The sequence below is a fragment of the Sulfurihydrogenibium azorense Az-Fu1 genome, from assembly GCF_000021545.1.
Taxonomy (GTDB): Bacteria; Aquificota; Aquificia; order Aquificales; family Hydrogenothermaceae; genus Sulfurihydrogenibium; species Sulfurihydrogenibium azorense.
Genome location: NC_012438.1, coordinates 1,100,376 through 1,113,837 on the forward strand (window position 1 = coordinate 1,100,376; position 13,462 = coordinate 1,113,837).

Below are 13,462 nucleotides of genomic sequence, written 5' to 3' on the forward strand. Positions count from 1 at the left end.
CTGAAAACTCCATTTATTTTTTTGCTATTACCATTTCATCAAAACTAAAGTTTAAATAAGTATAGTTTGCTATACTATTTTTTGCAAAAAAGATCTTTGCTTTTTTAAGTTCTTCTTCTAAATTTTCTATTGAAAATATCAATAAACTATCTTTCTCTGTTAATACCGATATTTCCGCTTTAGAAATGGTTATCTCTTTTGGTTTAATACCAAGATTGCTTACTAATCTCTCTATTTTTGGGAAAACATCTTTATAAGATACAAATTTTTGGTCTACAACGTTTATCTTAAGTAAATTTTCTTTACTGAAACTTTTTTCATCTAATACTTTACCTTCATCATCGACTATATAATTTTTACCATTTATAGATAAAATGGCAAAAAATTTTCTTTCTTCTATTACTAAATCTATCTGTCCTATATGAGGTTTGTAGAGTCTTACATTTTTTACAAAAGGATATTTTTTCAATTTTTCATTAATATCACTTTCTGTTAGAAAAAACCAGTTTTGACTTTTGAAAATCTGCTTTATCTCCTCTTCTTTAAACTTGTCGGTACCTTTTACGTTTACCGTTTTTATAGATATAACATCTTTAACAAGGGGTAAAGTGGGGGACATATACCCTACCACTGCACATATACTAATCCATAAAGTAATAACTATAATCTTATTTATCATTTTTCAAACCACTTTTTATTATTCTGTCTACCAATTGGTCAAAAGAAATTCCTTTTACAGCAGCTGCTTTTGGTAGTAAACTAAACTCCGTCATCCCTGGAACAGTGTTAACTTCTAAAACGTATGGCGTTAAACTATAATCTAATATTATATCAACTCTTGCTTGTCCTTTACAGTTTAAAGATTTGTATGTTTTATATCCTATATCTTGCACAGTTTTGTAAACTTCAGGTGGGAGCTGTGCAGGACAGATATACTTTGTTTTTCCTGTTATGTATTTATTTTGATAGTCATAAAATCCTTCTTCTACAACTACTTCCACTATATCAAACACTTCATCGTCAAGTATTCCAACTGTAAGTTCTCTTCCTTTTATAAACTGTTCTACTAATACTTTTTCGTCCAACTTAAAAACATCTTCAACGGCTTTTTTATACTCATCTTGGTTGTTTACGATGTATACACCTATGGAAGAGCCTTCATTTGGGGCTTTTACAACAACTGGAAATTCAGGGTAAAAAGATAATGCATCTTCTATATTTAAAAAGAAACTCCATTTAGGTGTGTTAATATTAAACTTTTCTAAATACATTTTTGTTAGTACCTTATCCATACAAATCATACTTGTTTTTGGGTCTGAGCCTGTGTAGGGGATACCTAAAAACTCTAATAAAGACTGGATAGTTCCGTCTTCTCCCCCTTTTCCGTGAAGGGCTATAAAGGCTAAATCAGGTTTATAATCTACAATTTCTTCTAAGAATTTTTCTCTTTCAACAGGGTCAAATACTTTATAAGTGTATCCTAACCTTTGTAGAGCTCCTTCAACGGCTTTTCCACTTTTTATAGATATTTCTCTTTCTCTTGAATATCCTCCGTAAAGAAGAGCTATCTTTTTACTCAACTATCTTTACCTCTCTTTCAAGTTGTATTCCAAATTTTTCGTATACTTTCTTTTCGGCAAGTTCAAGGAGATTTATTAAGTCTTTAAATCTTGCATCTTTGTAGTTAACTAAAAAATTTGCGTGTTTTGAGGAAAAACCTATATCATTTATTCTATAACCTTTTAGTCCTACCTGCTCTATAAGTTTTCCTGCATAGGTTTGTGGTGGATTTTTGTATGTAGAGCCTGCTGTTGGTAAGTCAAGGGGTTGTTTTTTGTTTCTATCTAAAAGATGCTGTTTGATGATGCTGGAAATATCTTTATTACTTTTTTTTAACTTTATTTTTACTTTGTAAACAAATCCTTCTTCTTGAAACTGGGAGTACCTGTAATAGTGCTTTATATCCTGCTTTTTTGAATGTATTAAATTACCGTCTTTATCTATCCACCAAACTTCTTCTAAAATATCAAAAATCTCTGACCCATAGGCGCCTGCGTTCATCGCAACAGCTCCACCAACCGTGGCAGGAATTCCAGAGAGATTTTCAAATCCTTCAAGATTGTACTTTTTTACTATATTGTTAATAGTTTTAAAACTAACCCCTGCTTCTAAGGTCAAGTAAAATATATCGTTTTCTTGGGTTATCTCGCATTTTTTTAAGTTTTTAGAGTGGATAAAGACTTTATCTATAAACCCATCTGAAAAAATTAAATTACTTCCTATTCCAAGGGGAAAGATATTTTCTTTTCCATACTCTCTTATTAGAAATGAGATTTCTTCAACATTTTTAGGAAAAAAAACAACTTTTCCTACTCCACCTATTTTTATAGTGCAAAAATCTTTAAGACTAAAGTTTTTTAGATGTTCTATTTTATCCATTCATCGATTCTAAATACTCTTTATAACCAAGTTCTTCTAACTTTTTGGCTTTGTTTTCTACCATCTCTTTAAGAGTGTTTTTGTATTCTTTTAATTTTTCTGCTATATTAGGGTTAGAAGTAGAGAGTATAGAGATAGCTAAGAGAGCTGCGTTTTCTGCGTTGTTTATAGCTACTGTTGCAACGGGTATTCCAGCTGGCATTTGAACGATTGATAAAAGAGAGTCTAAACCGTTTAAAGATGATGTTTTTATAGGAACTCCTATTACAGGAAGATGGGTTAAAGATGCCACCATACCGGGAAGATGGGCGGCTCCACCTGCTCCTGCTATTATAACTTTAATGCCTCTCTCTTCTGCCTGTTTTGCGTAAGTATACATTCTATCGGGAGTTCTATGGGCAGATACTATTGTTATCTCGTAATCTATGCCAAACTTTTCTAAAACTTCTGCGGCTTTACTCATTACAGGTAGGTCTGAATCACTTCCCATAATAATTCCTATCATATCTTAACCTCACCTTTTACTTTTATTAAGTTTTTAACTTTTACAGTTTTTTCCAGTAGCCTTTCTCTGTTTGAATCTAAAATTGTTATATGTCCCATCTTCCTAAGGGGAAATGTTTCTCTTTTACCGTATATATGAACGTAAACACCATCTATAGATAAAACTTTATCAAGATTTTCATAGATAGGCTTTCCTTTATATCCAAACTCTCCCAAAAGATTAACAGTGGAAGCTTGTAAGTATTGGTAGGTTGACCCTAAAGGAAGGTTTGTTAAAACTCTTACAAGTTGTTCAAACTGACTTGTTTCACAGGCTTCTATAGTGTAGTGTCCAGAGTTGTGAGTCCTTGGAGCAACTTCATTTAGTAAAACTCTTCCTTTTTTGTCTAAGAATAACTCTACTCCAAAAACACCTACTCCGTTTAGGGATTCAACCGCAGTTATAGCTATATCTTGAGCTTCTTTAGAAGTAAACTCATCTATATCAGCCGGAGATATAAGGTAATCTAAGAGATTTCCATCGGGATTAAAAACCATCTCAACTACAGGGTATACTTTTACATCCTTGTTTAGATTTCTAACAACTATAACAGCAAGTTCTTTTTCTATCTCAACCATCTCTTCAATGTATGAGGGTTCTTTTATAGCCTTTTCTAAATCTTCTTCTTTTTTTAATACTACAACTCCTCTTCCGTCATATCCTCCTACTTTTGCCTTCTGGACGCAAGGAATACAATCTTTTAGATCTTGAAGAGATTTAACCTCTTTAAACTTAGGCATAGGGATGTTAAATTTTTGAAAGAAAGTTCTTTGTTTATACTTATCCTGTAGAGTTTCTAACACTTGTATAGAAGGAAATACTTTATCCTGTGGAAGAGCTTCTTTTAATATATCAGTGTTGATATGTTCAATCTCGTAGGTTATAACGTTAGATAGAGCATTTAATTTATGTAGCTTTTCTTTGTCGTTAACACTTCCTACTATATGATAACTTACCATAGAAGCGGGAGCGTTTTCGTGTGGGTCTAAACAGACTACGTTTAAACCTAATTTCCTTGCTTCTATAGCGGTCATTTTTGCAAGCTGACCACCACCAAGAATACCTATGGTAAAGTCAGTTGGTTTTGTTAAAGACATAATACTACCTTTTTAAAGAGTTTAAAAAGTTATCTATTTCCAATAAGTCTACAAGTTGTTTTTCCTCTACTTTATCTCTTCTTTGATATTCTACCTTTCCTTCGTTTAAAGACTTCCCTATAACAATTCTGTTAGGTATTCCTATAAGGTCTGCATCTTTAAATTTTGACCCCGGTGAAATATCTCTTTCATCAAGTAAAACATCTAAACCCTGTCTTTTAGCTTTTTCGTATATCTCAAATCCTGCTTTTAGACTTTTTTCATCTTTTACATTTAAAACAAGGATATGAAGGTCAAAAGGTGCAACTACATCAGGCCAGATTATTCCTTTATCATCGTGGTACTGTTCTACTATTGCAGAGATTAAACGACTTACTCCTATTCCATAACATCCCATAATAATAGGTTTTTCTTTTCCGTCTTTGTCTGTGAAGTAAGCTTTCATAGCTTGGGAGTACTTAGTTCCAAGTAAAAATATGTGTCCTACTTCAAGTCCAGTGGTTTCTTTTAAAGGGTTTTTACAAACAGGACAAGGATCCCCTTCCTTAGCGGTAGCTAAATCGTAAAACTCTTCTACTTTAACATCTCTTCCTAAATTTACATTTATATAATGGTAATCTTTTTCGTTTGCTCCTACAACAAAGTTGTATAACTCTTTTATTGAGTAGTCCGCGTATATAGGTAGGTCTAATCCCATAGGTCCTACAAAACCTTCTACTATACCAAGGTCTTTTAACTCTTCTGGTGTTGCAGGTCTTACATCTAAAGCCTTTAGCAAGTTGGCAAGTTTTGTTTCGTTAACTTCCCTATCTCCTCTTATTAGTACAGCAACAAATCTATCATCAGCCTTATAAATTAAAGTTTTTACTATTTTTTCAGTAGGTAAGTTTAAAAACTTTGCAACTTCTTCTACAGAAGATACATTAGGAGTGTAAACCTTTTCTAAAGGTTTTAAATTTTCTACAGGTAATTTGTGATGATGGAATTTTGCAGCTTCTACGTTTGCAGCGTATCCACAGTTTTCACAGTAAACTATATGGGCTTCTCCCGAAGGGACTTTAACAACAAACTCATGGGAAAACTTTCCACCTATTGCTCCTACATCAGCTTCAACCATAAGGTAATCTAACTTTAAATCTTGAAATATTTTGTGGTAAGTTTCTTTCATAACTTCATAAGTTTTTATTGCATCTTCCTCTGATACGTCAAAGGAGTATCCATCCTTCATTATAAACTCTCTTCCTCTGATAAGTCCGTACCTTGGTCTTGCTTCATCTCTAAATTTTGTTTGAATTTGGTAAAAGTTTAGAGGTAAGTCTTTGTAAGACCTTACATTTTTTCTTACTAAATCTGTTATTGTTTCTTCGTGGGTTGGACCTAAGGCAAAATCTGCATCTTTCCTGTCCTTTAATCTAAAAAGCTCCTTTCCGTAAACATCCCACCTTCCCGTTTCTTTCCAAAGTTCAGCAGGAGTAAGTATAGGCAGAAGAAGTTCTAAAGCCCCTGCTTCATCCATCCTTTTTCTTATTATGTTTTCTATCTTTTTCAAAACTCTAAAACCAAGTGGTAAGTATTCGTATATTCCAGCTGCTAAACTTCTTATAAATCCGCCTCTTATTAAATATATATGAGATGGAACTTGAGCTTCTGATGGGTTTTCTTTTAAAGTTGGCATAAAGTATCTACTTGCTAACATAAAACCTCCGTCATAAAATTATATAAAACCTTTGTGGTATAATTATTTTAACATATAAGCGGAGTATTAAAAAAAACAGTGAAAACAAAAAATTGTTATGGATAGTAGTAGGCAGCTGCTACAGGCTGAAAATTTAACAAAACGATACGTAGTTAAAAGTAGTTTATTTAAAAAGGAGTACTTTCAGGCTTTATCTGAGGTAAGTTTTTCTGTAGAGAAAAACCAGATAGTAGGTCTGGTAGGGGAGTCAGGAAGTGGTAAATCTACAGTTGGAAAGATTATTCTAAACCTTATAAAGGCAGACAGTGGTAAAGTATACCTACTTGGTAAAGACATTACAAACAACCTATCAAAAGAAGACAGAAAAAAGATTTCTATCATCTTTCAGGACCCAAGAACCTCTCTAAACCCAAGATTTAAAATAAAAGATATTTTAGAAGAACCTTTAATAGTCCATAAATATCCAAAATCTGATAGAAAAGATTCAGTATTAAAAACTATAAAAAGTGTAGGTCTTGATGAGACATTTTTAGACAGATACCCTCACGAGCTGTCAGGCGGTCAAAGACAGAGAGTAGCTATAGCAAGGGCTATTATATTAGACCCTATATTGGTAGTTGCGGATGAACCTACTTCCGCTTTAGATGTAAGTGTTCAGCTTCAGATTATACAACTAATAAAACAGTTAAAAGAAGAGAAAGGTATAAGTTTTATCTTTATATCCCACGATTTAAACATTGTAGGACACATTGCAGATTACATAGTTGTTTTATACAAGGGAAAGATAGTGGAAAAGGGAAATAAAGAAGAAGTGATAAAAAACCCTCTACATCCTTATACAAAACTTTTACTTGAAAGTCTTCCTCCATCTCACCCTAAGTATAGAAAACCTTTTGTTAATGTAAAAGAGGATATAAATACCTATGAAGGTTGTGAGTTTATAGGAAATGGAAAAATAAAATGATAACACTACACTGCAAACTAACTTTTGAAAACGAAAAAGACAAACAAACATTGATAAACCTAATGAGAAAATTCTCTTCTTGCTTTAAATACTCATACAACAGACTACTTGAAGGACACTCAAGAAAAGACCTTAAAAAAGATTTACAAAAAATGTTTAACATAAACTCAAGATACGTAGACGATGCAATATTCAAAGCAAAGTGGCTAATAAACAACTGTATAGAAAGAGAACAAAATCCTAAAAAAGTTATATTTGGAGGTAAAAGACTATTTCAACTCCTTAAAAACAAACACATAAACGGAAAATACAGAGAAAAACTAAAACAAAAATGGCAAGATAGAAGAAAGCACTGCCTATACTCAAGAGGAGATAAATCTAAAAAAGGAAACCTAAATACAAGAATAGAATTTGAGAAAGATAAAATAATATTAAGAATAAACACAGGAGAAAGAAACTGGATAAAAGCAAACATAAAAAGAACAGTATACAGACAAAACGATAAATGGACTAACTTCATAGCAGACCTAATACAAGCAAACCAAACAAACCAGTATTTCCCATACTCAGTAGAGATAAGAAAGATAAACAACGATTTCTACGCATTTATAAACTACGAAGAAATAAAGACAGAAGAACCAATAATAACAAAAGACAACGGAGTAATAGGGATAGACATAAACGCAAATCCATTTCACATAGCAATGGCTTTTGTAAAGAAAGATGGCAATTTAGAAAGTATAGAGAAAATATCCTTACACAATCTTTTAAACAAGACAAAAAACCAAAGAGAATACATATCTTGGCAAATAGCACACCAAATAACAGACATTGCTAAAGAAAGAAATAAGGCAATAGCAATAGAAAACTTAAAAGACATACCAAAAGGTAGTAAAGGAGATGGGAGTAAGAAACTGAGAAAAATAAAACAACAATGGATATACAAAGGCTTGTTAGACAAGATAAAAATACTTGCCAAAAGAAAGAGAATACAAGTAATACAAGTAAATCCAGCATACACATCTATTGTAGGGTCATTAAAGTATGCACCACAGTATAGTTTAGACAAAGACATAGCAGGAGCATTTGTAATAGGAAGAAAAGCATTAGGATTTAAAGAAAAACTACCTAAGAATTACGAAAAACTAATAACAGACAGAGAGTATTTAAACTTTGCACAAGATAGACTACAAGAAGAAAAACAAAAAACACAAAAAAAGTTAAAAACAGAAAACAATCAGTATAAAAGAAAACCAATAGAAAAGAAACTAAAAGAGTTAAATAAGAACCTAAAAATAATTCAAAGCCTTTACAGTGAGCCACAGACCCAAGAGGCTGTAAACCAGAGGAAGGAACAGATGAGGGGCTTGTATTGGACAAGCTATAAACTGTGGCAAGTTGTAAAGGTAGCCCTTACTATCCCTATTCTAGGTAAGTCTATTAGCAGGGACTTATCACCCTTAAAGCCAATACTGGTAGATGGGGATTGGGATAGGGTAGTAAATAAATCGTGTTTCAAAACCAAAGAGGCAATAGAAGATTTGAAACACGATTTAGGGATAGTTCCTACTTCTTGGGGTAGGGGCTATGATGCAAGCGAAATACCGCCAGCTGGGGATAGCTTGCATCTGAATAAGGCGGAATACAAATACCCCAGCCCAGAGTGTATGAATCTATAATACACTTTGGTTAACCAGGTTTACTGCCATTTTGTCTGACTTTCTGTTTTACTTTTTACTTACATTTTTCTTTGTTCTTATAGCAGGACTTTTTGCAGCTGTTGAGTCTTCATTTTTTTCCCTTGATAGAATTAAGATAAAAAAATTAGTAGAAAAAGGAAATAAACCTGCAAAGATAGTAGAGTTTTTGAGAAACCGTCCAAAAGAGTTAGTTATAACATTTTTAATAGGAAACGAACTTGCAAATGTTGCAGCCACTTCTACAGTTGCATCACTGACAATTAACTATTTTGGAAAAGAGTATTTACTAATTGGTTCTTTTGTAAGTGCTTTACTTCTTTTAAGTCTTGGGGATATAACACCTAAGATAATAGGTACAAACTATCCTGAAAAGTACGCTTTAACTATAGCAAGACCTTTTTACTTGTTTTATATTGCAATAACACCGTTTAGATTTATTCTTTTAAAAATAACAGAGTGGACGTTAAATAAGTTTGGTATCCAGATACTAACAGAAGAGCATAAAATAACCCAAGAGGACTTTAAATTTTTAATCCACAATGCCAGTGATTTAAAAATCATCACAACAGAAGAGAAAGAGCTTATAGATAACACCTTTGAGTTAGAGGAAAAGACAGTTATAGAGGTTATGGTACCAAGAAGAGATATATTTGCCGTTGAGAAAGGTATATCCATAAGAGAGTTAACTAAACTACTTGAGGATAAAGATTACAGTAGAATACCAGTTTATGATGGAGATTTGGACAACATAGTAGGAATACTTCATCTAAAAGATATAATTTTCCTAATTTTAGAAGCTAAAGAAGAAAAGATAGATAGCTTTATAAAACCTGCTTTATTTTTACCTGAATTTACAACCCTTTTAGAAGCTATGAAAAAATTCAACGAAACCCAGCAACATCTGGCAATAGTAGTAAACGAACACGGAACTACTGTAGGACTTCTTTCCTACAAAGATATAATAGAATCTATAGTTGGAGATATTCCAGAGGAGTTTGAACCTGTAGAACCAGCTATAAGACAGATAAACGAAAATACTTGGATTGTCCTTGGAAAAACAGACGTGGATTTTCTAAAGGAAGAGCTTGGTATAGATCTTCCTGAAGATTACGACTACGATACAGTAGCAGGCTTTCTTTTAGACCAGTTTAAAAGGTTTCCACATGAAGGAGAGTACTTTGATTACAAAAACTATAGGTTTACTGTACTTCAAATGTCCTTTAACAGAGTAGAAAAAGTGCAGATAGAAAAACTTCAAGATGCCCAAGAAGAAGAGGTTAAAATAGAAAATGTTTAGTTATATAGTTTTAATAATTCTTTTTGTATTTTTTGAAGCTCTGTTTTCTGGTAGTGAGATAGCATTATTTTCTGTAAATAAAACAAAGTTAAAGTATAAAGCTTCTGAAGGAGATAAAAAAGCACAGAAAGTTTATAACTTACTTGAGAAATACTATAAACAGTATATATACGTTGGACTTGTAGGAACGATTTTAAGTATAACCCTTGCTACTTCTACCTTTGTTGCTATGCTACACGATATGTCTACATATTTTCCTTTTTTAAAAAGTAAAGAAGAAATCTTCGCAGAAGCTATAGTGATTATTACACTTTTGTTTGGAGAAATAATACCAAAAAGTGTTTTCCAACACTATGCAGATGAACTAATTTATATAATAGTTGAGTTTTTAGAATTTTTTAGGAAAGTTTTTAAACCTTTCCTATGGTTTGCTGAAGGGATAAATAAAGTAGTTTTCTTTCTATTTAGAATAAAATCTAAACAAGATAAGTATTACACAAAAGAAGAACTACTTGACCTTTTACTACAAATAGAAGATATAGATGAAATCAAAAAGAAAATCATAGGAAATATTCTTATATTTAGTGAAAGGAGAATATCAGAGATTGTAATACCTTTATCTGACGTGGTTGCTGTTTCTGACGATAAAAAAGTAATGGAAGTTGTTCCTGTATTTAAGGAGTCAGGATACACAAGAATACCAGTCTATAGGAAAAGAGTAGACCAGATAATAGGATTTGTAAGGTCTTACGACCTCCTCCTTGCAAAACCAAATGACCCCATAACAAAGTATATAAAAGGTATAAGGTACATTCCAGAGTTTACAAGCTTACCTAATGTTTTAAAAGGCTTTAAACATTATAGAGACCATATAGCCGTTGTTGTTGATGAGAGAGGAGCTACTATAGGCATAATAACACTAAGGGATGTTTTAGAAGAGATAGTTGGAGAGATAAAAGATGACTTTGTAAAAAAGGAAAAACCAAAATTAAAAAGACAATCGGTAGATGAGATAGTAGTTGATGGTTTAATGGAAGTAAAAGAGTTAAAAACTCTTATAGATATAGATTTACCACAAGGAAACTATGAGACTGTAAATGGAATGATAACCTATATACTTGGAAGAATGCCAAAGAAAAACGAGGTTATACATATCGGAGATTACCAGTTTGAAGTCTTAAAGATAGAAAAAAGAAGAGTTTTAGAAGTAAAAATAAAAAAGATAAAATCTGATTAGAACTTTTTAAAAACTATGCTATAATATATTAATCTTAAATGGCCGGGTAGCCAAGTGGTAAGGCAGGGGACTGCAAATCCCTTATACGTGGGTTCGATTCCCACCCCGGCCTTTATCTTAAAAAATAAAGGCAATATTTTTCGAGATAAACTATGAAAAAGGCTCTTATAACAGGTATTACAGGGCAGGATGGGTCTTACTTAGCCGAGTTTTTACTGTCTAAAGGGTACGAGGTGCATGGCATAATCAGAAGGTCAAGTACCTTTAACACTCACAGGATAGACCATATTTACATAGACCCTCACGACCCAAAAGCAAGACTATTCCTTCACTACGGAGACCTATCAGACTCAGGCCAATTAACGCATTTAATATATAACATCCAACCAGATGAGATATACCATCTTGGTGCCCAAAGCCATGTCCGTGTAAGCTTTGATATTCCAGAATACACAGGAGATATAACCGGCCTTGGAACAACTCGTATCCTTGAAGCAGTTCGTAGAAGTGGAATTAAAACAAAATTCTACCAAGCCTCTTCTTCAGAAATGTTTGGAGCTTCCCCACCCCCACAAAACGAAAAAACACTTTTTTACCCAAGAAGTCCCTACGCAGCTGCCAAAGTCTACTCCTACTGGATGACAGTAAACTACAGAGAAGCATACAACCTATTTGCATGTAATGGCATACTTTTTAACCACGAAAGCCCTCGTAGAGGTGAGACCTTTGTAACAAGGAAAATTACCCGTGCTATTGCCCACATACTTGCAGGAAAACAAGATAAACTTTACCTTGGAAATCTTAACGCCAAAAGAGACTGGGGATTTGCCCCAGAGTATGTAGAGATGATGTGGCTCATGCTACAAGCAGAAGAACCAGATGATTATGTGGTTGGAACGGGAGAGTCCCACTCAGTAAGAGAATTTGTTGAAAAAGCCTTTTCCTACGTCGGTATAAATATACAGTGGCATGGAAAAGGAGTTGAAGAAAAAGGAATAGTTGTATCTGTTGATGAAAGAATATTATCAACTATTCAACCACCTATGTTAGAAAAACTAAAGACTACTATCTTAAAACCGGGTTATGTACTTATAGAGATAGATCCTAAATACTTTAGACCTACAGAAGTAGAACACTTACAAGCAGACATTACAAAAGCCAAGGAGAAACTTGGCTGGCAACCAAGAACTACATTTGAAGAATTAATTATGATTATGGTTGATTATGACCTAAAAAGGCTTAATCTAAAACCAGTTGGCGAAGGTATAAAAATTAGCCAAGATAAAGGCTTTGGTTATACAGATCATGATGTAACATACATACCAAACACAGAAAACGCCCAGAGTTAGTAGCATGGATAAAGAAAGTAAGATAGTAGTTTTAGGAGCAAGCGGACTTGTTGGAGGAGCTATAGTTAGAAAACTTATTGAAAAAGGTTATGAGAATATAATTGGTACATACAAAAGTAGAAAACCCAATTTTGAGAAAATAAAGCTCATTCAAGTTGACCTTACAAACCAGTTAGAAACAGAAAAATTTTTTAAAGACTACCAGCCAGAGTATGTATTCCTCGCAGCTGCTAAGGTAGGAGGAATACTTGCAAACAACACTTACAAAGCAGACTTTATATACGAAAATCTATCAATTGCACTGAATGTGATTCATTCAGCATACAAATACGGAGTGAAAAAACTTTTAAACCTTGGTTCATCTTGTATATATCCAAAGTATGCACCACAGCCTATGAAAGAAGAGTATCTACTAACAGACTCATTAGAACCAACCAACGAGCCATATGCTATAGCAAAGATATCAGCAATAAAACTTTGTAGATACTATAACGAGCAATACGGAACCAACTTTATCTCAGCAATGCCAAGCAATCTATATGGACCGGGAGATAACTTTAACTTAGAGACATCTCATGTATTACCAGCATTGATAAGGAAGTTTCATTTAGCAAAACTACTAAAAGAAGGAGATATAGAAGGAATAAAGAAAGACTTTAAAAAACACACCATTGGTTTTGGTCTTGATAAAAAAATAGATTTCAACGACGACAAATCAGTATTAGAAATACTATCTCAGATTGGTATAACTTACACAGACAGTAGAAAAGTAAAAATAACTTTATGGGGTAGTGGAGAAGTCTACAGAGAGTTTCTATACGTTGACGACCTTGCAGATGCTTGTGTTTTCCTGATGGAGAATATAGATGCGAAAGATATGCAAAAACTTTGTGCAGATTATTTTGTAAATATAGGAACAGGAGAGGATATAAAGATAAAAGATTTAGCGGTTATGATAAGAGATATTGTAGGAGCTGAGTGTGATATAGTATACGATAGGACTAAACCGGATGGTACACCAAGGAAACTGTTAGATGTGAGTAAGATAAATCAGCTTGGATGGAAATATAAGACGAGTTTGGAAGAGGGGATAAAAAGGACGTATGAATTTTACATAAAAAATACATAATAGAGGTAAA

12 protein-coding genes and 1 tRNA gene are annotated in these 13,462 nt (G+C 33.1%); 7 read left to right on the forward strand and 6 right to left on the reverse strand.

Annotated elements, in window-relative coordinates; all coding sequences use genetic code 11:
- Positions 1-13: 13 nt before the first annotated feature.
- Genes SULAZ_RS05830 through SULAZ_RS05855 form a run of 6 tightly spaced genes read right to left on the reverse strand, consistent with a single transcriptional unit; the run spans position 14 to position 5,776 of the window.
- Positions 14-679: a cell division protein FtsQ/DivIB gene (locus SULAZ_RS05830; protein WP_012673566.1), complete on the reverse strand. Its 666-nt coding sequence runs from the start codon at positions 677-679 to the stop codon at positions 14-16.
- The gene (locus tag SULAZ_RS05835) at positions 669-1,580 is read right to left on the reverse strand and encodes a D-alanine--D-alanine ligase (protein ID WP_012674390.1); all 912 of its coding nucleotides are present in this window, start codon (positions 1,578-1,580) and stop codon (positions 669-671) included. Before SULAZ_RS05835 ends, SULAZ_RS05830 begins: the two co-directional genes overlap by 11 nt.
- A complete protein-coding gene (gene murB, locus SULAZ_RS05840; protein ID WP_012673801.1) occupies positions 1,573-2,439 on the reverse strand; it encodes a UDP-N-acetylmuramate dehydrogenase in 867 nt (288 codons plus the stop codon). The genes SULAZ_RS05835 and murB overlap by 8 nt, the downstream gene beginning before the upstream one ends.
- Positions 2,432-2,944: a 5-(carboxyamino)imidazole ribonucleotide mutase gene (purE, locus tag SULAZ_RS05845; RefSeq protein ID WP_012674828.1), complete on the reverse strand. Its 513-nt coding sequence runs from the start codon at positions 2,942-2,944 to the stop codon at positions 2,432-2,434. Before purE ends, murB begins: the two co-directional genes overlap by 8 nt.
- Positions 2,941-4,080, reverse strand: coding sequence for a 5-(carboxyamino)imidazole ribonucleotide synthase (locus SULAZ_RS05850; RefSeq protein WP_012674131.1), 1,140 nt, complete (start codon positions 4,078-4,080; stop codon positions 2,941-2,943). Before SULAZ_RS05850 ends, purE begins: the two co-directional genes overlap by 4 nt.
- A gap of 4 nt (positions 4,081-4,084) precedes the next feature.
- On the reverse strand, positions 4,085-5,776 hold the full coding sequence (locus tag SULAZ_RS05855; protein ID WP_012674837.1) for a proline--tRNA ligase: 1,692 nt from the start codon (positions 5,774-5,776) through the stop codon (positions 4,085-4,087).
- A gap of 97 nt (positions 5,777-5,873) precedes the next feature.
- Between SULAZ_RS05855 and SULAZ_RS05860 the strand changes: the two genes are divergently transcribed.
- The 7 genes from SULAZ_RS05860 to SULAZ_RS05890 all read left to right on the forward strand — a co-directional run bounded on the left by SULAZ_RS05860 (position 5,874) and on the right by SULAZ_RS05890 (position 13,452).
- Positions 5,874-6,740: an ABC transporter ATP-binding protein gene (locus tag SULAZ_RS05860; protein ID WP_012674263.1), complete on the forward strand. Its 867-nt coding sequence runs from the start codon at positions 5,874-5,876 to the stop codon at positions 6,738-6,740.
- The gene (locus SULAZ_RS05865) at positions 6,737-8,419 is read left to right on the forward strand and encodes an IS200/IS605 family accessory protein TnpB-related protein (protein WP_012674640.1); all 1,683 of its coding nucleotides are present in this window, start codon (positions 6,737-6,739) and stop codon (positions 8,417-8,419) included. The genes SULAZ_RS05860 and SULAZ_RS05865 overlap by 4 nt, the downstream gene beginning before the upstream one ends.
- A gap of 31 nt (positions 8,420-8,450) precedes the next feature.
- Positions 8,451-9,737 carry a hemolysin family protein gene (locus SULAZ_RS05870; RefSeq protein WP_012673678.1) on the forward strand — a complete coding sequence of 429 codons (1,287 nt, stop codon included), beginning with the start codon at positions 8,451-8,453 and terminating at the stop codon, positions 9,735-9,737.
- Positions 9,730-10,974, forward strand: a complete 1,245-nt coding sequence (locus SULAZ_RS05875; RefSeq protein ID WP_012674943.1) for a hemolysin family protein — start codon at positions 9,730-9,732, stop codon at positions 10,972-10,974. The genes SULAZ_RS05870 and SULAZ_RS05875 overlap by 8 nt, the downstream gene beginning before the upstream one ends.
- Before the next feature lie 40 nt (positions 10,975-11,014).
- Positions 11,015-11,086, forward strand: a tRNA-Cys gene (locus tag SULAZ_RS05880).
- A 40-nt stretch (positions 11,087-11,126) separates the two neighbouring features.
- Entirely contained in the window at positions 11,127-12,323 is a 1,197-nt protein-coding gene (gene gmd, locus SULAZ_RS05885) for a GDP-mannose 4,6-dehydratase (protein ID WP_012674183.1), read from the forward strand.
- Positions 12,324-12,327: 4 nt separating this feature from the next.
- The gene (locus SULAZ_RS05890) at positions 12,328-13,452 is read left to right on the forward strand and encodes a GDP-L-fucose synthase family protein (RefSeq protein WP_012673475.1); all 1,125 of its coding nucleotides are present in this window, start codon (positions 12,328-12,330) and stop codon (positions 13,450-13,452) included.
- Positions 13,453-13,462 lie beyond the last annotated feature (10 nt).

Coding starts and splice junctions, on each gene's coding strand:
- SULAZ_RS05850 (WP_012674131.1), bottom strand. CDS start 4,080: ATGTCTTTAACAAAACCAACTGACTTTACCATAGGTATTCTTGGTGGT.
- SULAZ_RS05860 (WP_012674263.1), top strand. CDS start 5,874: ATGGATAGTAGTAGGCAGCTGCTACAGGCTGAAAATTTAACAAAACGA.
- purE (WP_012674828.1), bottom strand. CDS start 2,944: ATGATAGGAATTATTATGGGAAGTGATTCAGACCTACCTGTAATGAGT.
- SULAZ_RS05855 (WP_012674837.1), bottom strand. CDS start 5,776: ATGTTAGCAAGTAGATACTTTATGCCAACTTTAAAAGAAAACCCATCA.
- SULAZ_RS05875 (WP_012674943.1), top strand. CDS start 9,730: ATGTTTAGTTATATAGTTTTAATAATTCTTTTTGTATTTTTTGAAGCT.
- SULAZ_RS05830 (WP_012673566.1), bottom strand. CDS start 679: ATGATAAATAAGATTATAGTTATTACTTTATGGATTAGTATATGTGCA.
- SULAZ_RS05890 (WP_012673475.1), top strand. CDS start 12,328: ATGGATAAAGAAAGTAAGATAGTAGTTTTAGGAGCAAGCGGACTTGTT.
- murB (WP_012673801.1), bottom strand. CDS start 2,439: ATGGATAAAATAGAACATCTAAAAAACTTTAGTCTTAAAGATTTTTGC.
- gmd (WP_012674183.1), top strand. CDS start 11,127: ATGAAAAAGGCTCTTATAACAGGTATTACAGGGCAGGATGGGTCTTAC.
- SULAZ_RS05865 (WP_012674640.1), top strand. CDS start 6,737: ATGATAACACTACACTGCAAACTAACTTTTGAAAACGAAAAAGACAAA.